Raw genomic sequence first — 21,018 nt, forward strand, 5'->3', positions numbered from 1 at the left:
GAATGCTTCAATGGTTTGACAACGCTCCGCGCCGCATCCTGGCGCTCATCAGCCTGGCCTGCGTGGCCATGCTGGCCTTCGGCATGTATCTGCAGCATGTGGTCGGGCTGGAGCCCTGCCCGATGTGCATCGTGCAGCGCTATGCATTGATCGGCGTGGCCCTCTTCACGGGCCTGGGCAGTGTGCGCGGCGGTCGCGGCTGGCTGATCAGCTGGGGCGTGCTGGCGCTGGTGGCTGCAGGCTTTGGCGCCTTCGTCGCCGCGCGCCAGAGCTGGCTGCAGTGGTATCCGCCCGAGTTCGCCACCTGCGGGCGCGACTTCTACGGAATGATCGAGAACTACTCCATCAGCCGTGCCGTGCCCATGATCTTCCGTGGCTCGGGCGACTGCGCCGCCGTGGACTGGAGCTTCCTGGGCGGCTCCATCGCCAACTGGTCCTTCATCTGCTTCGCCATCATGAGCGTGGCCGTCTTGGTGCTGCTGGTGCGCGGCGCTGCCCGCAGGCGCTGAGCCCTAGGCTGAGGCTTGCGCCAGTCGCCGCTGCAGCGACTGCGCCAGGGTGCTCAGGATGAGCCAGCAGGACGTGGCGCCCGCGTCCAGCACGCCGATGGAGCGCGGCCCCAGCCGGGCCGAGCGTCCGATGCGGGCCTGCAGGTGGCGCGTGGATTCCTTGCCCGCCTCGGCCGCGGCCTCCATGGCCTGCAGCGCCTCGCGGAAACCGGCGCCGGCCTGCAGCGATTGCCGGTAGGTCTGCAGGGCCGGGGCCAACGTGTCGATGAGGGTCTTGTCGCCCACCTGGGCCTTGCCCATCTCCTGCACATCGGCGACGGCCCGCGCCAGGGCTTGGCCGAACAGGGTGGCATCCATCTCCTGCTCCGGCCCAAGAACATCGGCGAAGCCTTGGAAGAAGCTGCCGTACAGCGGGCCCATGGAGCCGCCGATATCGTCCATCAACGCCTGGGACAGCTGCTGCAGCGCCGCAGGCAGCTGCGCTGCCTGGCTGGCCTCCATGGCATCGAGCCGTGCGCCGCAGCCGGAAAAGCCCTTGGCCATGTTGATGCCGTGATCGCCATCGCCGATCAGGCCGTCGATCTCGCTCAGGAACTCCCGGTGGCTGACGATGGCCGTGATCAGTTCACGCACGATGCTGCCCGCGCCATCGAGCGCGATGGCCGGCCCTTGGCTGGTGCGCCTTGCGGCTTGGGGGCGGGCGGTTTGTGCTTGTTCCTGGGCCTGTGCCGGCGTCCTTGCCGGAACAGAGGGCGGCGTTGGAATGGCATCCTGCGGCTGGGGCGGCAGCCCGCCGGCCAGGGTCAGGGCGACTGACTGGCAAGGTGCCTCGAGACAGGCCAGCAGCTCGTCGTCCAGCTGCATCAGCGTGAGCGTGATGCCCATCATCTCCAGCGACGTGAAGAGATTGCCCACCAGCCGGAAGGCCACCTGCATGCCGCGTTCTTGCAGGCGCCGGGCCACCTCGCCATAGAGGATGTACTGCTCCATCAGCGGCGTGGCGCCCAGGCCGGACAGCAGCACGGCCACGCGGTCGCCCGGGGCGAAGGGCAGGTCGGGCAGCAGGGTGTCCAGCATGCGCTCGGCCATATCGGCCGCCGTGGCCGTGCGGTGCACGGACATGCCGGGCTCGCCATGGTGGCCTATGCCCACCTCCATGCTGCCGCGCTCGATATGGAAGTTGGCCTTGCCCACGGCGGGAATGGTGCATGCCGACAGGCCGATGCCGATGCTGCGCGTGCGGGCCATGGCGTGCCGTGCGAGGGCGATCACTTCGTCGAGGCTGGCGCCCATGGCCGCCCGGGCGCCCGCCACCTTCCACATCAGGATCTCGCCGGCCACGCCGCGGCGGCTGGCCTCGTCGCCCCGCGCGGCGGAAGGCACGTCGTCGTTGGCCACCACGGTCCTGACCGCCATGCCTTCGGCCGCGGCCATCTGCACGGCCATGGCCACGTTCATGTTGTCGCCCGCGTAGTTGCCATACAGGCAGGCCACGCCGGCGCCGCCATCGGCCGCGCGCATGGCGTCGTAGAAACTTCTGGCCGTGGGGGACGAGAACACCTCGCCCACGGCGGCGGCGTCGCACAGGCCTGCGCCCACATAGCCCAGAAAGGCCGGCTCGTGCCCCGACCCGCCGCCCGTCACGATGCCCACCTTGCCCCTGCGTGGCGCGCCATGCAGGCGCACGACGCGGGGGTTGCCTGCGTCGATGCGCAGGGTGTCGCCATGGGCGGCGATCCATCCCTGGAGCATGTCCTCCACCACCCGGTCGGGGTCGTTGATCACGCGGTTGGTCGTCATGCCTTTGTCTCCTCCAGGTGCAGTCGCGGCGAGTGTGCCGAAGGCTGTTCATATGATCATTGAATGGTCATTTTTGATTTGTTGAAATTGGCATGTCAATGCCTTTTGGCTATTCAATAGCCAAGGGAAAACGATAGGATTTGATGGATTTTGTAGAAAATTCAACAGGTTACCTCTTCATATTGCTGATGCACATAGCTTTCGTTGTTTGACAACTGCTCTTCGATTGAGAAGACTCTCAGAAAACATTGATTAAATGATCATGTGATGGTCTTTTGTAATGAAGGGGATGCCATGAAGCTGGCCATCGGCTGCGACGAAGCCGCCTGCGACCTCAAGAACGCCGTGAAGCAGCATCTGCTGGCCCAGGGCCACGAAGTGGCCGACTTCGGCACGCACGACGGCGAGCCGGTGCTCTACCCCGACATCGGCATCGCGGTGGCGCAGGCCATCGTCCAGGGCCGCCATGAGCGCGGCGTTCTCCTGTGCGGCACGGGCATAGGCATGGCCATTGCCGCCAACAAGGTGGCGGGCATCCGCGCCGCGCAGGCCCATGACACCTATTCGGCCGAGCGCGCCAGCCGCAGCAACGACGCGCAGATCATCACGCTGGGCTCGCGCGTGATCGGGGTGGAACTGGCCAAGGCCATCGTGGACCGCTTCCTTGCATCGCGCTTCGATGGCGGCAGCTCGGCCCTGAAGGTGGATGCCATCACCGGCTTCGAACGCTCGCAGGCCGCCGCGGCCGGGCGCGGGCAGGGCGCGTGACCATGGGCACCGGCACCGGCACCGCACTGCTGCAGGCTCGCGGGGTGGCCAAGAGCTTCGGCGGCGTGCCTGCGCTGCGCAACGGCTGCCTTGAGCTGCAGGCGGGCAGCGTGCACGCGCTGTGCGGCGGCAATGGCGCAGGCAAATCCACCTTCCTGAACATCGTGATGGGCCTGTTGCGGCGCGATGCCGGCGAGATATTGCTCAAGGGCCGGCCGGTGGATTTCGCCACGCCGCACGAGGCGCTGGCGCACCGCCTGTCCATCATCACGCAGGAGCTGTCGCCCATCCCGGGCATGAGCGTGGCGGAGAACATCTTCCTGGGCCGCGAGCCCCGGCGCGCCGGCGTGGTGGTCCGCCATGCCGCGCTGCTGGAGCAGGCGGATGCGCTGCTCAGGCAGCTGGGCTTCGATATCGATCCGCGTGCGCAGATGGGCCGCCTGAGCCTGGCGCAGACCCAGCTGGTGGAGATTGCCAAGGCCCTGAGCCGGCAAAGCGAGCTGATCATCATGGACGAGCCCACCTCGGCCATTGGCGAAAGCGAGACCGCCATTCTCTTCGACGCGATACGCCGCGTGACCGCGCAGGGCGCCGGCATCCTCTACGTGTCGCACCGCCTGACGGAGATCTTCACCATTGCCGACAGCTACACGGTGTTCCGCGATGGCGGCTTCGTGCAGACCGGCGCGCTGGCCGATATCGACCGGCGGCAGCTGGTGAAGCTCATCGTGGGCCGGGAGGTCCGCGCTGCCGCCAGCGAGCGCAGGGCTGCGGCGCCGGGCGAGCCGCTGCTGTCGGTGCAGGGGCTCACGCGCCGGGGCGAGTTCGAGGACATCAGTCTGGACGTTGCCCGCGGCGAGGTGCTGGGCATCTACGGACTGATGGGATCGGGCCGCAGCGAATTCCTCAACTGCCTGTACGGCCTCACGCGCGCCGACCAGGGGCAGGCGAGCCTGGGCGGACGGCCCCTGCCGCGCGGTAATCCGACGGCGTCGATCAAGGCGGGCCTGGCCCTGGTGACCGAGGACCGCAAGGCCACGGGGCTGGTGATGAGCTCCTCGGTGCGCTTCAACGCCAGCTTGCCCGCACTGCCGGGCCTGCAGCGCGCCGGGGTGGTGGATGGCGCGGCAGAGCGCGTGCTGGTGGGCGGCCTGCTGCAGCGCCTGCGCGTGAAGCTGGCCAGCCCGGCCATGCCGGTCTCCGGCCTGAGCGGCGGCAACCAGCAGAAGGTGGTGCTGGCCCGTTGCATGGCCACCAATCCCGTCTGCCTGTTGTGCGACGAGCCCACGCGCGGCATCGACGAAGGCGCCAAGCGCGAGGTGTACGCCTTCCTGGCCTCGCTGGCCGAGCAGGGCCATGCCGTGGTGGTGGTGTCCTCCGAGGCGCCGGAACTGCTGGAGCTGAGCGACCGCATTGCCATCTTCCGCAAAGGCCGGCTTGACCGCGTGGTGGCCGGCCACGGCATCACGCAGGAGGCGCTGATGCACCTCGCGTCCTGAGCCCGGGTGATGCCCGTGCTGCGTTTTTCCCCTTGCCTTTCACAACACACAGGAGACATGACCATGCCGTTTTTCCGCTTCACCACCGTGCTTGCCGCCGCGCTTGCCGGTGGGCTGTTCCTGGCCGCAGCGCAGGTCCGGGCCCAGGCTCCGGCCCCGCTGTCGGCACCAGCACCAGTGCCATCGCCGGCCAAGCCCTACCGCATAGGCGCGGCCGTCTATGGGCTCAAGGGTGAGTTCATGCAGATGTGGACCAAGGAGCTGAAGGCGCATCCGGCCGTGAAGGACGGCACGGTGCAGATCACCGTGTTCGACGGCAACTACGACGCGCTGACGCAGAGCAACCAGTTCGACACCATGATCACGCAGAAGTACGACGGCATCCTCTTCGTGCCCATCGACCTGAAGGCGGGTGCGGCGCCCGTGCACAAGGCGGTGAAGGCCGGCATTCCCGTGGTGGGCTCCAACACGCGCGTGCAGGGCGATGTGCTGACCTCCTACGTGGGCAATGACGATGTGGTGGCCGGCCGCATGCAGGCCGAGGCGCTGATGAAGGCCATCGGCGGCAAGGGCAATATCGTCGTCATCGAGGGGCCCATAGGCCAGTCGGCACAGATCGAGCGGGCGCGCGGCAATGACGAGGTGCTGGCCCGCCACAAGGACGTGAAGGTGCTGGCGCGCAAGACCGCCAACTGGTCGCGCGCCGAGTCCATGGGACTGATGGAGAACTGGCTGACCGCATTCCCGGGCCAGATCCAGGGCGTGATCGCCCAGAACGACGACGAGGCCCTGGGCGCGGTGCAGGCCATCAAGACCAAGGGCATCGATATCAAGACCATCCCGGTGGTGGGCGTGGACGGCGTGGCCGCCGCCATCACGGCCGTCAAGCGCGGGGAGATGACCACCAATTTCCAGGATGCCCAGGCCCAGGCGCAGGGCGCGCTGGATGTGCTGCTGCGCCAGCTAGTCGGCCCGTCCTACCGGCCGCGCTCGGTGGTATGGAGCGAGTATGCCCAGGCCATGCCCTGGGGCGATGGCACGGCCAAATCCTACGAGGTGCCCTGGACCGCCATCGTGCCCGCCAATGCCGACGCCTTCTTGCAGAAGGTGCGCAAATGAGCGCCGCCGGCCTGGAGCGGGACTTCGACGGCCGCACGGCCCTGGTCACCGGCGGCGCGGGCGGCATCGGCCTGGCGATTGCCCGGCAGCTCGCCGAAGGCGGTGCGCGTGTCGTCCTGGTGGACCTGGAGCGGCAGGCACTGGACGTGGCCGCTGCCAGCCTGGCGGAGCCCCGGCACCACCTGGCGCTGGCGGTGGATGTGACCAGGCCCGAGGGCGTGGAGCAGGCGGTGGCCACCGTGCTGGAGGCCACGGGCCGCATCGACATCCTGGTCAACAGCGCCGGCGTGGCGCTGCTGGAGCCGGCCGGCGAAGTCAGCGAGGCGGCCTGGGATCGCACGCTGGCCGTCAACCTCACGGCGCCGCTGCTGCTGGCCCAGGCAGTGGCCCCGGCCATGCGCCGCCAGCGCCACGGACGCATCATCAACCTGGCCTCGCAGGCCAGCGTGGTCGCGCTCAGGCGCCATGCCGCCTATTGCGCCAGCAAGGCGGGCCTGGTGGGACTGACGCGCGTGCTGGCGCTGGAATGGGCGTCCGACGGCATCACCGTCAACGCCATCTCGCCGACCGTGGTGGACACGCCGCTGGGCCGCAAGGCCTGGGCCGGGCAGGTGGGGGAGGCCATGCGGGCACTCATCCCCACGGGCCGCTTTGCGCAGCCCGAGGAGGTGGCGCGGCTGGCCGTGTTCCTGGCCGGTACGCACGCTGGCATGCTGACGGGCGAGAACATCGTCATCGACGGGGGCTACTCCATCCAGTGAGCGGTCAGCCGGCACCACGCTTTTCTTCCATCAACGCGGGAGTCCTCCATGACGAATCTTCAAGCCGCATCTTCGCCGCCGCTCTTGGGGCGGCGCGCGCTGGACCTGCGCAGCCTGCGCGAGCGCTACGGCGTGGTCATCGCGCTGATTGCACTGTGCGCGGCGCTGGCGCTGGCCAACCCCCATTTCATGACCTGGGGCAACTGGGCCGACATCCTGCGCCAGACCTCCATCAACGGCATCCTGGCCATCGGCATGACGTGCGTGGTGCTGACGGCGGGCATCGACCTGTCGGTGGGCGCCATCCTGGCGCTGGCCGGCATGGTCGGCGCCTGGCTGGCGGCCGATGGCCAGGGGCTGGCGGTGAGCGTGGGCGCCGGGCTGGGCGTGGGCATGCTGCTGGGCGGCGTCAACGGCCTGCTGGTGGCCTGGTTCGCGGTGCCGCCCTTCGTGGCCACGCTGGGCATGCTCAGTGCGGCGCGCGGCCTGACCTACATCTACAACGACGGCATGCCGGTGTCCGAGCTGCCCGACGGCTTTCTTGCCATCGGCGCCGGCCAGCTGGGACCCGTGCCCATGCCCATCGTGATCTTTGCCGTTGCCGTCGCGGTGTTCGCCTTCGTGCTGCGCTACACCGTGTATGGCCGCTACATCTACGCCGTGGGCGGCAACCTGCGCAGCGCCAAGACCAGCGGCATCAACACCCGCGCCATCGTGCTGCTGGTCTATGTGGTCAGCGGGCTGCTCGCGGGGCTGGCCGGTATTTTGCTGGCATCGCGGACCACGGCGGCGCTGCCGCAGGCCGGCGTGTCCTACGAGCTGGACGCCATTGCGGCCGTGGTGATCGGCGGCACCAGCCTGTCGGGCGGCACGGGCAGCCTGGGCGGCACGGTCGTCGGAGCCCTGCTCATCGGCGTGATCAACAACGGGCTGAACCTACTGGGAGTTTCCTCGTACTACCAGCAGCTGATCAAGGGCGTGATCATCGTCGGCGCCGTGCTGCTCGACAGTTCGCGCCGCAGGGCATGAAGCGCTGCGCCCACGTCCTGTCCACCATCTGCAACCCGGGAGAGTTCCATGCAAAACACCCTGCCTGACGCCGCCGATACGAACATGCTGGCCGTGGTCTGCCACGGGCCCAGGGATTACCGGCTCGAACGCGTCGCGCGTCCGCAGGCCGGGCCGCGCGAGCTGGTCATCCGCGTGGCTTCTTGCGGCATTTGCGCGGGCGACTGCAAATGCTGGGCTGGCGCGCCGCGCTTCTGGGGAGACCCGGAAAAAGGCCGCCCCGCCTATGTGCGCCCGCCGGTGATCGCGGGCCACGAGTTCTGGGGCCATGTGGTGCAGGTGGGCGAGGGCGCGCAGGAGCACCACGGCGTGCAGCTGGGTGACCGGGTGATCGCCGAGCAGATCGTGCCCTGCCATGCCTGCCGCTATTGCAGGACCGGCTTTCGCTGGATGTGCGAGGTGCACGATGTCTACGGCTTCCAGGGCCAGGTGGCCGATGGCGGCATGGCCGAGTACATGCGCCTGTCGGCCCGCGCCGTGGTGCACCGGATTCCCGAGAGCGTGGCCTTCGAGGATGCGGCCATCACCGAGCCGCTGTCCTGCGCCATCCATGCCGTCAACCGCGGCGACATCCAGCTCGATGATGTGGTGGTCATCGCCGGCGCAGGCACGCTGGGCCTGCTCATGGCCCAGGTGGCGCGCCTGAAGACGCCGCGCCGGCTTGTGGTCATGGACCTGTCGGACCAGCGCCTGGCGCTGGCACGCCGCTGCGGCGCCGACGTGACCATCAACCCCGCACGCGAGGATGCCCGCGCCATCGTGCACGCACTGACCGACGGCTATGGCTGCGATGTGTACATAGAGACCACGGGCGCGCCCTCGGGCGTGACGCAGGGGCTGGACCTGGTGCGCAAGCTCGGCCGCTTCGTGGAGTTCAGCGTCTTCGGGCGCGAGACCACGGTGGACTGGTCCATCATCGGCGAGGAAAAGGAGCTGGACCTGCGCGGCGCCCACCTGAGCGCCCATTGCTACCCCATTGCCATAGACCTGCTGGCGCGCGGGCTGGTCACCTCCGAGGGCATCGTCACCCACCGCTATGCGCTGTCGGAGTGGGAGAGCGCCATCCGGGTGGCCGATTCCATGGACTCGGTCAAGGTCCTGCTGCTGCCCCACGCTGGCGAGGCCCGGTGAGCGGCGCTACACTGCGCGCCTTTCCCGGCACCCTTGGAGGCACCCTTGACTGAAAGCGACCTGACGCGACTGGCGACCCTGTACTACGTCGATGGATGCACGCAGGACCAACTGTCCAAGGAGTTCGGCATCTCGCGCGCCACCGTCGGGCGGCTGCTGCGCCGCGCGCAGGAAGAGGGCATTGTCGAGATCCGCGTGCGGCCGCATTCGCTGGTGTCCGCCGACCTGGAGCGGCAGCTGACCGAGCGCTTTCATATCAAGCGCGCCCTGATCGCGGTGGACCACAAGGATGCCGACCGGCAGCGCGAACTGCTGGCAGGCCTGGTGGCCAGCGAACTGGAGCGCATCCTGGTCGATGGCTCCATCGTGGCCGTGGGCATGGGGCGCAACGTGTCCTCGGTCTCCGAGCACGCCCTGTCCGCCACACGGCGGGAATGCCACTTCGTCAGCGCCATCGGCGGCTCCTACCGTGGCGGGGAGGCGATGAACGCCGACCACATCGCGCGCCGCCTGGCCGCGCGCTTTGGCGGCAAGTCCGAATCGCTCTATGCGCCGGCCCTGGTGGGCGATCCGCAACTGCGCAAGGCGCTGCTGGACAACGACACCGTCAGGCACACCCTGGACAAGGCGCGCCGTGCCGACATCGCCCTCATCGGCGTGGGCGATGTCAGCGTGGACAGCAACATGGCCCGCATGGGCTGGTTTTCCGCGCAGGAGATCTCGGACGCCCGCCGCGCGGGCACGGTGGGCGACATGATGGGCTACGACTTCATCGACATCCACGGCCAGCCGGCCGCCACCCCCATGCAGGACCGCGTCATCGGCCTGAGCCGCGAGGACCTGCTGCGCATACCCAACGTCATCGCCGTGGCGGCCGAATCCAGCAAGGTCACGGCCATCCTGGGCGCCCTGCGCACCGGCGCCATCGACACCCTGGCCACCACCACGGCCAACGCGGCGGCCGTGCTGCAGCTGGACGATGTCATGGGGACGACGCGCTGACGCAGTGGGGGAGGGGCGGCTCTTGGGCGGCGCGCCTAGTTCGACGCGCGGCGGTAGAAGGCCAGCGAGCCTGCCAGCGCCAGCAGCATGCCGCCGCACAGGCGGTCCAGCCACATCACGGCCCGCCCGCGCAGCAGCCGCGCGGCGCGTGATCCGGCGAAGGCATAGGCCAGCATCACCAGGAAATCGATGAGCGCGAACACCAGCGCAATGGCGATGTACTGCGGCGCCTGGGCGGCCGCCGGGTCGATGAACTGCGGCAGCAGGGCCGAGCAGAACAGGTAGCCCTTGGGATTGGTCACGGCGACCAGGAACGATTTGAACAGCACGGTGCGGGCGCTGTAGCCGTCGGCGCCTGCCTCTGCCTTGCCGTCGCCCTGAGGTGCCGACAGCGATCCGCCCTGGCTGCGCAGCATGCGCAGGCCCAGCCAGGCCAGGTAGGCCGCTCCCGCCCACTTGACCACCGAGAACCAGAACTCCGAGGCCGCCAGCAGGGCGCCCAGGCCCAGCGCGACAGCGCCGACCAGCACGAAGTCCGACAGCACGGCGCCCAGCATGCCGGGCAGGGCGCGGCGCACGCCGTGGCGCGAGCCATTGGCCAGGGCCAGCAGCACGGTGGGGCCGGGGGTGATGATCGCGATCAGCGCGACCAGGGAGAAGACGAGCAGGGTGGCGAGGGTCATGTCGGCGAAGGCTCATGCGGTTGGCAACAGCGTGCCACTGTGCCAGCTTTGCCTGCCTTGCGCAGCCCCTGCCGACCCGGTGCAGGGCACACGGGGCGGGCAGGCGTCAGTCGCTGCCCACGCCGCCGGCGGCAAAGACCGGGCCGCGCGTGCCGGGCACCCAGCCCGGGTAGGTTTCCATCACTTCGGCGAACAGGGCCGAATCGATCCAGCGCTGCAGCCAGGCCTGCAGGTGCGGCCAGGGCTGCTCGTTCCATTGCGACTCGTCGATGCGCGCGTACTGGCGCACGAAGGGGCGCAGGGCCATGTCGGCCAGGCTGGGGTTCTGGCCGAACAGGTAGCCGGTGGCCTCCAGCTGGTCGTCCAGCTCGGCCAGCCAGGTCAGGGCATCGGCCTGGGCGTGGTTGACCTCTTCGGCCGTATAGCGCTCGGGGTACTTGCAGCGGTCCAGGGCGTGCTTGAAAAAGCCGTCGTTGCGCTCGATCAGCGCCAGCATGTCCGGCAGCGAACCGCTGGTCGGTGCCAGCCAGCCATCCGGGTCATTGGCGCGCAGCGCGTGCAGCATGACATCCAGGCTCTGCTCGATCACGCAGCCGTCCTCCAGCACCAGCACGGGCACCGTGCCCTTGGGCGAAGCGTCGAGCAGCGCCTGCGGTTTGTTGCGCAGGTTGATTTCGCGCAGCTCGCAGGCCAGGCCGGCATGGGCCAGCGCCAGGCGGGCGCGGATGGCGTAGGGGCAGCGGCGAAACGAGTAGAGAACCGGCAGGGTCTGGGTCATGGAGCGGGGACGGGGCTAGGGGCCAAAAGCGGCAGATGATAGCGCCGGGGCCAAAGTCAGGCGGCCTGCGGGTCTTGCCGCGGGCGTCCGTGGCTATTGCAGTTGCGCCAGCAGCCATTGCCTGAAGGTCTTGAGCGCCGCGCTGGGTGCGCGCGAGCGCAGGTGGGTCAGCCAGTAGGCGCCCGTGTCCACCTCCTGCTCGAAGGGGCGCACCAGCCGGCCCTGCTGCAGCAGGTGCTGGAACATGCGCGCCGGCAGCAGGGCCACGCCCGCGCCCTGGGCCGCCGCCTCGGCCAGCGTCAGCGAGGAGTCGAACATGGCCCCGCGCGCCAGCGGCGCGCTCTGGTCCAGCGTGGCAAACCAGCTCTCCCACTCCTGCAGGCGGTACGAGCGCAGCAGCGTCTGCCCGGCCAGGTCGGCCGGCTGGCGCAGGCGCTGGGCCAGGGCAGGGGTGCACATGGGCGTCAGCGGCGCGCGCAGCAGCAGCTCGGCACGCGTGCCCTGCCAGGCGCCGTCGCCAAAGCGCACGGCCGCATCCAGCCCTTCGCCGGCCAGGTCCACGCGGTTGTTGTGCGTGAGCAGTCGCAGGTCGATGTAGGGGTGCTGCTGCTGGAACTGGCCCAGCCTGGGAATCAGCCAGCCGATGGCGAAGGTGCCGACCACGCCCACGGTGAGGACCTCGCGCGGGCGCGGTTCGGCCACCTGCTGCAGCGAATGCTCTATGCGCGCAAAGCTCTCGGCCACGGCAGGCCACAGCGCGTGGCCTTCGTCGGTCAGCGCCAGGCCGCGCGGCAGGCGCCGGAACAGCGGCTTGCCCAGGCGCTCCTCCAGGTTGCGGATGTGCTGGCTGACGGCGGCCTGGGTCACGCACAGCTCGTCGGCCGCCCGCGTCAGGTTGAGATGGCGCGCGGCCGCATCGAACATGCGCAGGGCATTGAGGGGCAGTTGCATGGTGAGCCAATAGTTTTTCTAAGGGATGCTGCCAATTATTCACGCTGGTCGCAGATTGGGCGCGGCGCTATCGTTGCGGTTGTCGATCTGCAACTGAAAAGGAAAAACAATGCAAAGACGCGATTTTCTGATGACGGGCGGCGCGGCCGCCTGGATGGCGGCCGGGCTGGCGGGCTGCGCCCTGCCATCAAAAAAACAGGGGGCTGCCGACCAGGCCTTCAGGACCGAGCTGGCGCGCATCGAGAAAAGTGTGGGCGGCCGGCTCGGCGTGGCCGTGCTGGAGGTGGAGTCGGGCGCCAGCGTGGACCACCGCGGCGACGAGCGCTTTGTCATGTGCAGCACCTTCAAGCTGCTGCTGGCCGCCCAGGTGCTGGACCGCGTGCAGCAGGGCGATGAGCGCCTGTCGCGCCGCGTGCACTACGCCAGCTCCCGGCTGGTTCCCTACTCGCCGGCCAGCGGCCCGCGTGCCGGTGATGGCGGCGGCATGACCATCTCCGAACTGTGCGAGGCCGCCGTGGTGCTCAGCGACAACACGGCCGCCAACCTGCTGCTGGACGCCAGCGGCGGCCCGCAGGCGCTGACGCAGTGGCTGCGCGCCAGCGGCGACGAGACCACGCGCCTGGACCGCATGGAGCCCGAGCTCAACGAAGGCCTGCCCGGTGACGAGCGCGACACCACCACGCCCCTGGCCATGGTGCAAAGCATGCAGCGCCTGCTGCTGGGATCGGTGTTGGACGGCCATGGCCGCGCCCTGCTGCAGCAGTGGCTGGTGGCCAGCCGCACGGGCGACAAGCGCCTGCGCGCGGGCATGCCGGCCGGCTGGCGCGTGGGTGGAAAGACGGGCACCGGCGATCGCGGCACGGCCAACGATGCCGTCATCGCCTGGCCCACGCCGCAAAGCGCACCGCTGCTGGTGACCGGCTACCTCACCGAATGCCCGGCCGACGCGCCACAGCGCGATGCGGCGCTGGCAGCGGCCGGCAAGGCGGCCGCACGCTGGCAGGCAGCAGTGCAAGGCTGAGTTGCGCCACCATGTCGCTTGATTTGGGCGATTTCAAAAAATTGGCGCGGCCTGAAGACGAGAGACGCCGAGGAAGGGCCTGGGCCGGCCGCGCCGCCCCCGCACCGAGGGTGTCGCCGGCCGCCCGTATGCCCCCCTCGTGAGGGGGAAGGCGCACAGCGCCTCAGGGGGTTACAACTTCTTGACCAGGACCTGACTTTTGCGGTCCCAGTTGTACTTGGCCTTGCGCGCCTCGGGCAGCCAGTCGGGGTCCACGGGCTGGAAGCCGCGCTTGATGAACCAGTGCATGGTGCGCGTGGTCAGCACGAACAGGCTGTCCAGGCCCTGGGCCTTGGCGCGCTGCTCTATGCGCTTGAGCAGCTTCTCGCCGTCGCCCGTGCCCTGGCTCTTGGGCGAGACGGTGACGGCCGCCATCTCGGCCGTCCTGGCGCTGGGATAGGGGTAGAGCGCGGCGCAGCCGAAGATCACGCCATCGTGTTCGATGATGGTGTAGTGGGCGATGTCGCGCTCGATCTCGGTGCGGCTGCGCTTGACCAGGGTGCCGTCCTTCTCGAAGGGCTCGATCAGCTGGATGATGCCGGCCACGTCGTCGGGCGTGGCCTCGCGCAGCTCTTCCAGCTTCTCGTCGATGATCATGGTGCCGATGCCGTCGTGCACATAGATCTCCAGCAGCAGCGCGCCGTCGATCGCAAAGGGCAGGATGTGGCTGCGCTCCACGCCGTGCTCGCAGGCATGCACGCAGTGCTGCAGGTAAAAGCCCGTGTCCGTGGGCTGCTCGGGCGTGGGCAACTCGGCCAGCATGCGGCGGGCCGTGGCCAGCGGCAGCTCGGTGTCGATGGGGTTGGTCTCGTCGGCCGGGCCCGTGGGGTCCATGCGGATGCCCGGCACCTCGGTCATGAAGATCAGCTTGTCGGCCTTCAGCTCGATGGCCACGCGCGTGGCCACCTCTTCCATGCTCAGATTGAAGGCCTCGCCAGTGGGCGAGAAGCCGAAGGGCGACATCAGCACCATGGCATCCATGTCCAGGGCGCTGCGGATGCCGCTCACATCGACCTTGCGCACCAGGCCCGAATGCTTGAAATCCACGCCGTCCACGATGCCCACGGGCCGCGCCGTGAGGAAGTTGCCCGAGATCACGCGCACGCGCGCGCCGGCCATGGGCGTGTTGGGCAGGCCCTGGCTGAAGGCGGCCTCGATCTCGTAGCGCAGCTGGCCGGCGGCTTCCTGGGCGCAGTCCAGCGCCACGGAGTCGGTGATGCGCACGCCGCGCGAGTACTGGGCCTCATGGCCCTTGGCGGCCAGTTGTTCGTTGACCTGGGGACGGAAGCCATGGACCAGCACGATCTTCACGCCCATGGCCTGGATCATGGCCAGGTCCTGGACGATGGAGCTGAGCTTGCCCGATGCGATGGCCTCGCCCGTCAGTCCCACCACAAAGGTCTGGTGTCGGAACTTGTGGATATAGGGAGCCACGGACCGGAACCAGGGGACGAAGGTGAAGTTGAAGACGGTGGACATGGTGGTCAGTCGGGGCATCGGGCCGATGCCGGGCAGAAAAAAAAGGCCTGCGGACAGGTCCGCCAGGACATGCTCGCGCAGGCAGGCGCCAGTGTAGCGGCATGGCGCGGCACCTGCGCACAGAAATGGGATGGAACGCCAGGCAAATCGACCCTGCTGCACAGTGCCGGGGGCACAAGGCACAGGACCTTGTCCGACGGGGGCCCGCCTGCAAGCCCGTGTAAGCTTCGCCACCATCGGTGAACCACGCAAGGCGCCCCCATTCATGCCATTGAGCGCTTCCATGTTTTTTCCGTTGCTTGCGCGGCCCGCGCGCCTTGTGCCGTGGCTGGCGGCGCTGGGCATGGTCGCAGGGGCAGCCCAGGCTGCAGGGGAGGCTCCGGCCTCCCAGGCCGCCGCCGCGATGAGCTTCGTGCAGGCCCGCCAGGCGCTGCTGCAGGGCTCCGACCAGCTGGCCGCCTCGGCCAAGGCCGTGGAAAGCGCGCGCCTCAGACGCCAGGGTACGCAGGGGCTGGGCGGGCCTTCCGTGGCCATCACGGGCCTGGGCTACCGCTACTCGGCCAATGCCGACATCGATCTCGATCCTGCGCGGCGCACCCTGGACGGCGTCCTCGGCCAGCTGCCGCCCTCGGTGGGGCCGGTCATTCCCTCGCTGCCGCAACTGCCCACCTCCTATGCCTTGCAGCGCAAGAGCACGAATGCCTCGGCCAGCCTGTCCCTGGTCTGGCCGCTGTACCTGGGCGGCCTGTCCGATGCGGTGCGCAGTGGCCTGGACGCTGCCACCGACGAAGCCCTGGCCGATGCCGCCAGCAGCAGCCACGCCCTGCATTCGCTGCTGGTGCAGCGCTACTTCGGCGCCCAGCTGGCCGAGCGGGCCGCACGGCTGCGCGAGCGTGCACTTGAAGGCGTGCGCGTGCATGACACGGCGGCGCAAAGCATGCTCAAGGCGGGCGTGATCTCCCGGCTGGAGCGCCTGCAGGCCCGTGCCGCGCTGGCCGACGCCGAGCAGCAGGCGCGCAAATCGCGCGACGACGCAGACCTGGCCGCAGCGGCGCTGGCGCGCACGGTCAAGGCGCAGCGACAGGTGCTGCCCAGCACGCCGCTGTTCGTCAGCAGCCGGCCTCTGCCGCCGCTGGACGGCTTCGTCGCCGCGGCCCAGTCGCACCATCCGGGTCTGGACAAGGTGCAGGCCAAGAAGCGCCAGGCCGAGTCCCTGCACGACGCGCAGGAGGCGCTGCGCCGGCCGCAGCTGCTGGCCTTCGGTTCGCGCGAGGTCAACACCAGCGGCAAGCCCAACTGGGTGGCAGGCGTGGCCGTGCGCTGGACGCTGTGGGACAGCATCGACCGCGATGCGCTGGCCGCCTCCTCGCAGCGCAAGATCGAGCAGGCCGAGCTGACCGAAGCCCAGGCGCTCAGCGACATCGCGCTGCTGGTCGAAAAGAACTGGCTGGGCGTGGAGCAGGCACGCCGCCAGTACCAGGCCCAGCAGGCCCAGGAGGATCTGGCGCGCGAGCTGTTGCGGCTGCGCGAGGCCGGTCTGCGGGAAGGCACCAGCACCACGCTGGACCTGATCGATGCCAGCCTCAATCTCGCCAAGGTCCAGACCCAGCGTGCCGAACTGGCCAACCAGTATGTGCAGGCCCTGGCCGCACTGCTGGAGAGCACGGGCCAGAGCGAGGAATTCGACCGATTCATGGCCCAGGCCGACATACAGATCCCACCCGACGCACCATGAGCACAGCCACGCCCGACCATCCCCGCAGCGCCCCCGAAGCACCCGGCCCCGCGCCCGTGCCGCCGGGGCGCAGGCGCCCCTGGCTGGCCCTGGCCATCGTGCTGGCCGTGCTGCTGCTCGTGGCCTGGGGCTTTTGGCGTGCGGCGCAGCCCGCCCCCCTGTATTTCCAGGGCCAGATGGAGGCACGCGAGACCGACATCGCGCCCAAGGTCACGGCGCGCATCGCCAAGGTGCGGGTCACCGAAGGCCAGAAGATCCAGCCCGGCGATCTGCTGGTGGAGATGGACAGCCCCGAGGTGCGCGCCAAGCTGGCCCAGGCCGAGGCCGCCCGCGATGCCGCCCAGGCCCAGGCCGACAAGGCGCAGGCCGGCGCACGCCCGCAGGAAGTGCAGATGGCGCGCCTGAACTGGCAGCGCGCCCAGACGGCCGCCGACCTGGCCCAGACCTCGCTGCGCCGCGTGCAAAGCCTCTTCGACCAGGGACTGGTTGCAGCCCAGAAGCGCGATGAAGCCGATGCCAACTGGCGCGCCTCGCGCGACCAGGCGCTGGCTGCGCGTGCGCAGTATGAAATGGCGGCTTCGGGCGCGCGCCAGGAGGATCGCAGCGCTGCCCAGGCCCAGGCACGCCAGGTGCAGGGCGTGGTCGCCGAGGTGGAGGCCGCGCGTGCCGAGACCGAGCTGCGCAGCCCCGTGGGCGGCGAGGTGGTCCAGGTGCTGGCCCGTCAGGGCGAGCTGTCTCCGCAGGGCGTGGCCGTGGTCACCGTGGTGGACCTGGCCGACCAGTGGGTGGTGCTCAATGTGCGCGAGGACCAGCTTGCACGCTTTGCCCAGGGCAGCCGCTTCACCGGCCGCCTGCCGGGCCTGGACAACCGCGAGGCCGGCTTCGAGGTCTACTACCTGGGTGTGCTGCCCGACTTCGCCACCTGGCGCGCCACGCGCGCTGGCCAGGGCTTCGATGCGCGCACCTTCGAGGTCCGCGCGCGGCCGCAGCAGCCCATTGCAGGCGCGCGGCCCGGCATGAGCGTGGTCGTGGAAGGCGGCCGTTGAGCGGCCGGCGGCAGTGAGCGCGAACCCGCCCACGGCCTTTGCCGCCAGCCTGCGGCGCGAATGGCGCCTGCTGCGCGGGCGGCCCTGGGACCTGGCCATGGTCAGCTGGGTGCCGCTGCTGGCGCTGCTGCTCATGGTCTGGATCTTCTCGGCAGGCCTGGTCCAGCGCCTGCCCGTCGCCGTCTGGGACCAGGACCACAGCGCCCTGTCGCGCCAGCTGGTGCGCATGCTGGACGCCACGCCGGGCCTGGCCGTGCAGTCGCAGGCGCTCAATGCCTCGGAGGCGCAATGGGCGCTGCAGTCCATGAATGCCTACGCCGTGGTGCAGATCCCGCCCGGCTTTGCGCGCGACATCAAGCGGGGCCAGGGGGCCGACGTGGTGCTCATGCACAACGCCCAACTGGCCACGCATTCCAGCCTGATCCAGCGCGACCTGCGCCAGGTGGTGGGAACGCTGTCGGCCGGCGTGGAAATGCAGGCCCGTGCCAAGCGCGGCGACCCTGCCCAGGCGCTGCGCGTGCGCATGGAGCCCATACGCACCAACCTGGTGTCGCTGTTCAACATCTCCACCAACTACGAGCAGTTCCTGGCGGCGGCGCTGATTCCCGCGCTGCTGCACATCCTGGGCATGACGGCCGGCGCATGGTCCGTGGGGCGTGAGCTGCGCGACCGCACGCTGGGCCAGTGGATGGCCGAGGCTGCGGGCCCGGGAAAGCCCGGCTGGAGCGCCATTGCGGGCGCCTTGGCGGGCAAGCTGGCGTTGTCCTGGGCCAGCCTGGGCCTGGGCGGTACGCTCGCCATGCTGTGGCTCACGGCCGGACGGGGCTGGCATCCGGGGCAGGGCGCTGCCAGCCTGGCCTGGGTGGCGCTGGCCCTGCTGCTGCTGATCGCCGTGAGCCTGGCGGCCGGGGCGCTGCTGGCGGCGCTCACGCTGTCGCTGCGCACGGCGCTGTCGGGCGCGGGCCTGCTGTCGGCGCCGGCCTTTGCGTTCAGCGGCGTGGGTTTTCCGCTGCTGGCCATGCCCGATTCGGCACGTGCCTGGGCCCTGTCCATGCCCTATACCCACTATGCGCGGCTGCAGATAGAGCAGCTGCAGATGGGCGCGCCCATCGTGCAGAGCCTGCCCGTGGTGGCCGGGCTATTGCTGGCCGCGCTGGTGTTGCTGCTGCTGGCCACGGCAGGCCTGGCGCGCGGCCTTTCCCGCCCCGACAAATGGGGAGGGCGTTGAGATGGCCAGGGGCTTTGCGCAAGACTTCATCAGCGCCCTGCGTGCCGTGTTCGGCGACGTGGGCGTGCTCATGCTGCTGGTGGGCGCGCCCGTGCTCTACGGCTTCTTCTATCCCTGGTTCTATGGGCAGGAGGTCGTGCAGCGCGTGCCCGTGGCCGTGGTGCAGCACGACGGCAGCGGCCTGGCACGCCAGATGCTGCGCTTTGCCCAGGCCAGCCCGCGCATCGAGGTGACCCTGGTCACGGGCGACGAGGCCCAGGCGCAGCAGGCCCTGCTGGATGGCCGCGTCATGGGCTACGCGCTGCTGCCGCGCGACCTCAAGCGCCGCGTGGTGCGCAGCGAAGAGGCCGTGGTCCCCGTCTATGCCAACGGTGCCTACCCGCTGGCCGCCAAGCAGGTGCAGTACGGCTTTGCCGAAGCCTTCGGCACGGTCTCGGCAGGCGTGGAGCTGCGGCGGCTGACGGCCGGCGGACAGAGCGCACTGCAGGCCCAGGCCAGCCGCTCGCCCGTCAACCTGCAGATGCAGGCCCTGTTCAATCCGACGGAAGGCTACGGCAGCTTCGTCGTCGCCGCCGTGGCCATCATCATCCTGCAGCAGACGCTGCTCATGGGCGGCGCGCTGCTGGTGGGAACCTGGCGCGAGCAGGGATTGGACAGGGCGCCGGCACGCACCTGGCTGGCGCGGCTGCTGGCGCTGTGCACGCTGGGCTGGCTCTCGGGCCTGTACTACTTCGGCTGGATCTTCGTCTGGCACGACTATCCGCGCGGCGGCAATCCCTGGGGTGCGCTGGTGCTGCTGGCCGTCTTCGTCCCGGCCGTGGCGGGAGCGGCGGCGCTGCTGGGCTGGTGGCTGGCCAACCGCGAGCGCGCCATGCAGGTGGTGCTGTTCACCTCCATCCCGCTGGCCTTCGTCGGCGGCTTCAGCTGGCCGGCCGAAGCCCTGCCGCAACTGCTGCAGGCGCTACGCTGGCTGTCGCCCAGCACGGCGGCCATCCAGGCCTCGCTGCGACTGAACCAGGCCGGCGCCCCGCTGGAGGCGGCGCTATGGCATCTGTCCGTACTGCTGGCCCTGGCGCTGCTGGGCTGGGTGGCCGTGCTCTGGCTGGGCAGCCGCCGTGCGGACCCTGGCGATTGACCGCTCGGGGCTTCAGGCCGGCGCGCCCGCGCCGCGACCCCGTCCCTGCACGGCCAGCATCAGCAGCACCACGCCCACGATGGGCAGCAGCCAGGTGTTGATGCCGTCCCAGCCGGCCGTGTGCAGCAGCTGGCCCGAGCCGAACGAGGCCACGGCCACGGTGCCGAAGACCAGGAAGTCATTGAGGGCCTGCACCTTGGCGCGCTCGGCAGGGCGGTAGCACTCGGTCACCAGGGCCGTGGCGCCGATGAAGCCGAAGTTCCAGCCCACGCCCAGCAGCACCAGGGAGCCCCAGAAGTGCAGCAGCTCCAGCCCCATCAACGCCATCAGGGCCGAGGCGGCGATCATCACCAGCCCCAGCGCCGTGATGCGGCGCTTTCCAAAGCGCGCGATCAGCCGGCCCGTGAAGAAGCTGGGCGCGAACATGGCCAGCACATGCCACTGGATGCCCAGCGCCGCCTCGCCCACCGTGTGGCCGCAGCCCACCATGGCCATGGGCGCGGCCGTCATCAGAAAGGCCATGAGACCGTAGCTGACCACGCCGGCCGAGGCCGCGACGATGAACTGGGGCGTGCGCGCAATCTCGGCCAGCGGCCGGGCCTCGCCCGCCACGGCGCGGGCCTGGGGCGGCGGCAGCTTCAGGCCCAGCAGCAGCGGCAGGGCCAGCAGGGCGAGCACGGCCTGGCTGTAGAAGCTGCCGGCGAACGGCGTCATGGGCAGGGCGTCGCGCGTCCAGATCACCACCTGCGGGCCGATGATGGCCCCGATCAGCCCGCCGATCATCACGCGCGAGATGGCGCGCGCCTGCTCGGCGGGGTCGGTCATGGCGTCGGTGGCGGCAAAGCGGTAGCTCTGCACGCAGGCCGCGTAAAAGCCCGCCAGCGCCGTGCCGATGCAGAAGGTCACGAAGTCCGATTGCGCAATGCCCTGGGCCGCGATCACGCCCGAGACCACGCCCAGGATGGCGCCCAGCACATAGGCCGTGCGCCGCCCCATGCGCTGCATCAGCCAGGCCGCGGGCAGCGTGGACAGCGCCAGGCCCAGCTGGTAGATGCTGACCGGCAGCGTGGTGGCCGTGGGATTGGTGGACAGCTGCTGGCCGACCAGGCCGCCCAGCGAAATGATGATGGGCGGCGACGCGCCCCCCAGCGATTGCGCGGCCACGAGCAGGCCGAGGTTGCGGCGCTGCAGCGCTGGAGTGTGTTGTTCTGGTGTCATGGCTTGTGCGGCGGAAAGACCGCATCTTCACCGAAAAGCATGAGGGCT

General features: G+C 69.7%; 19 protein-coding genes. 13 read left to right on the top strand and 6 right to left on the bottom strand.

The genetic code is table 11. The features are described 5' to 3' along the window. Window positions 1-2: 2 nt before the first annotated feature. Window positions 3-509, top strand: coding sequence for a disulfide bond formation protein B (locus IB269_RS04640; RefSeq protein WP_012206385.1), 507 nt, complete (start codon window positions 3-5; stop codon window positions 507-509). A 3-nt stretch (window positions 510-512) separates the two neighbouring features. Here the strand turns inward: IB269_RS04640 and dhaL are convergent, their stop codons facing one another. Next, window positions 513-2,309: a dihydroxyacetone kinase subunit DhaL gene (gene dhaL / locus IB269_RS04645; protein ID WP_192366499.1), complete on the bottom strand. Its 1,797-nt coding sequence runs from the start codon at window positions 2,307-2,309 to the stop codon at window positions 513-515. A gap of 294 nt (window positions 2,310-2,603) precedes the next feature. On the opposite strand from dhaL, the gene rpiB reads away from it, so the two are divergent. The 7 genes from rpiB to IB269_RS04680 all read left to right on the top strand — a co-directional run bounded on the left by rpiB (window position 2,604) and on the right by IB269_RS04680 (window position 9,657). After that, complete coding sequence (gene rpiB / locus IB269_RS04650; RefSeq protein WP_012206383.1) at window positions 2,604-3,077, top strand: ribose 5-phosphate isomerase B; 474 nt, start codon at window positions 2,604-2,606, stop codon at window positions 3,075-3,077. A 2-nt stretch (window positions 3,078-3,079) separates the two neighbouring features. After that, entirely contained in the window at window positions 3,080-4,576 is a 1,497-nt protein-coding gene (locus tag IB269_RS04655) for a sugar ABC transporter ATP-binding protein (RefSeq protein ID WP_192366500.1), read from the top strand. 63 nt (window positions 4,577-4,639) lie between these two features. Then, window positions 4,640-5,695, top strand: coding sequence for a substrate-binding domain-containing protein (locus IB269_RS04660; RefSeq protein WP_192366501.1), 1,056 nt, complete (start codon window positions 4,640-4,642; stop codon window positions 5,693-5,695). After that, the gene (locus IB269_RS04665) at window positions 5,692-6,456 is read left to right on the top strand and encodes a GolD/DthD family dehydrogenase (protein WP_192366502.1); all 765 of its coding nucleotides are present in this window, start codon (window positions 5,692-5,694) and stop codon (window positions 6,454-6,456) included. The genes IB269_RS04660 and IB269_RS04665 overlap by 4 nt, the downstream gene beginning before the upstream one ends. A gap of 48 nt (window positions 6,457-6,504) precedes the next feature. Beyond that, window positions 6,505-7,485 (top strand): ABC transporter permease, encoded by a 981-nt coding sequence (locus IB269_RS04670; protein ID WP_012206379.1) that lies wholly within the window; start codon window positions 6,505-6,507, stop codon window positions 7,483-7,485. Window positions 7,486-7,533: 48 nt separating this feature from the next. Further along, on the top strand, window positions 7,534-8,655 hold the full coding sequence (locus IB269_RS04675; protein WP_012206378.1) for an erythritol/L-threitol dehydrogenase: 1,122 nt from the start codon (window positions 7,534-7,536) through the stop codon (window positions 8,653-8,655). A gap of 45 nt (window positions 8,656-8,700) precedes the next feature. Further along, window positions 8,701-9,657 (top strand): sugar-binding transcriptional regulator, encoded by a 957-nt coding sequence (locus tag IB269_RS04680; RefSeq protein ID WP_012206377.1) that lies wholly within the window; start codon window positions 8,701-8,703, stop codon window positions 9,655-9,657. A gap of 35 nt (window positions 9,658-9,692) precedes the next feature. Here IB269_RS04680 and IB269_RS04685 read toward each other — a convergent pair whose 3' ends face one another. From IB269_RS04685 to IB269_RS04695, 3 genes are all read right to left on the bottom strand, one after another. After that, a complete protein-coding gene (locus IB269_RS04685; RefSeq protein ID WP_013801705.1) occupies window positions 9,693-10,340 on the bottom strand; it encodes a LysE family translocator in 648 nt (215 codons plus the stop codon). A 106-nt stretch (window positions 10,341-10,446) separates the two neighbouring features. After that, window positions 10,447-11,118 (bottom strand): glutathione S-transferase, encoded by a 672-nt coding sequence (locus IB269_RS04690; RefSeq protein WP_192366503.1) that lies wholly within the window; start codon window positions 11,116-11,118, stop codon window positions 10,447-10,449. Window positions 11,119-11,211: 93 nt separating this feature from the next. Further along, window positions 11,212-12,069, bottom strand: a complete 858-nt coding sequence (locus IB269_RS04695; protein WP_012206374.1) for a LysR family transcriptional regulator — start codon at window positions 12,067-12,069, stop codon at window positions 11,212-11,214. Window positions 12,070-12,178: 109 nt separating this feature from the next. On the opposite strand from IB269_RS04695, the gene bla reads away from it, so the two are divergent. Next, window positions 12,179-13,090: a class A beta-lactamase gene (bla, locus tag IB269_RS04700; RefSeq protein WP_034367430.1), complete on the top strand. Its 912-nt coding sequence runs from the start codon at window positions 12,179-12,181 to the stop codon at window positions 13,088-13,090. Between the two features lie 171 nt (window positions 13,091-13,261). Here bla and argA read toward each other — a convergent pair whose 3' ends face one another. Beyond that, window positions 13,262-14,608 (bottom strand): amino-acid N-acetyltransferase, encoded by a 1,347-nt coding sequence (argA, locus tag IB269_RS04705; protein WP_012206372.1) that lies wholly within the window; start codon window positions 14,606-14,608, stop codon window positions 13,262-13,264. A 283-nt stretch (window positions 14,609-14,891) separates the two neighbouring features. Here argA and IB269_RS04710 point away from each other — a divergent pair, with 283 nt between their 5' ends. The 4 genes from IB269_RS04710 to IB269_RS04725 are packed head-to-tail and all read left to right on the top strand — an operon-like array spanning window position 14,892 to window position 19,752. Continuing rightward, the gene (locus IB269_RS04710; protein ID WP_192366504.1) at window positions 14,892-16,343 is read left to right on the top strand and encodes a TolC family protein; all 1,452 of its coding nucleotides are present in this window, start codon (window positions 14,892-14,894) and stop codon (window positions 16,341-16,343) included. Next, a complete protein-coding gene (locus IB269_RS04715; protein ID WP_013801710.1) occupies window positions 16,340-17,389 on the top strand; it encodes an HlyD family secretion protein in 1,050 nt (349 codons plus the stop codon). The genes IB269_RS04710 and IB269_RS04715 overlap by 4 nt, the downstream gene beginning before the upstream one ends. 13 nt (window positions 17,390-17,402) lie before the next feature. Further along, complete coding sequence (locus IB269_RS04720; RefSeq protein WP_047219430.1) at window positions 17,403-18,617, top strand: ABC transporter permease; 1,215 nt, start codon at window positions 17,403-17,405, stop codon at window positions 18,615-18,617. A gap of 1 nt (window position 18,618) precedes the next feature. Next, a complete protein-coding gene (locus IB269_RS04725) occupies window positions 18,619-19,752 on the top strand; it encodes an ABC transporter permease (RefSeq protein ID WP_192366505.1) in 1,134 nt (377 codons plus the stop codon). A gap of 12 nt (window positions 19,753-19,764) precedes the next feature. On the opposite strand, the gene IB269_RS04730 is transcribed toward IB269_RS04725, so the two are convergent. After that, entirely contained in the window at window positions 19,765-20,970 is a 1,206-nt protein-coding gene (locus tag IB269_RS04730; protein WP_192366506.1) for an MFS transporter, read from the bottom strand. Window positions 20,971-21,018 lie beyond the last annotated feature (48 nt).

The sequence above is a fragment of the Delftia sp. DLF01 genome (assembly GCF_014852125.1).
GTDB lineage: Bacteria > Pseudomonadota > Gammaproteobacteria > Burkholderiales > Burkholderiaceae_C > Comamonas > Comamonas acidovorans.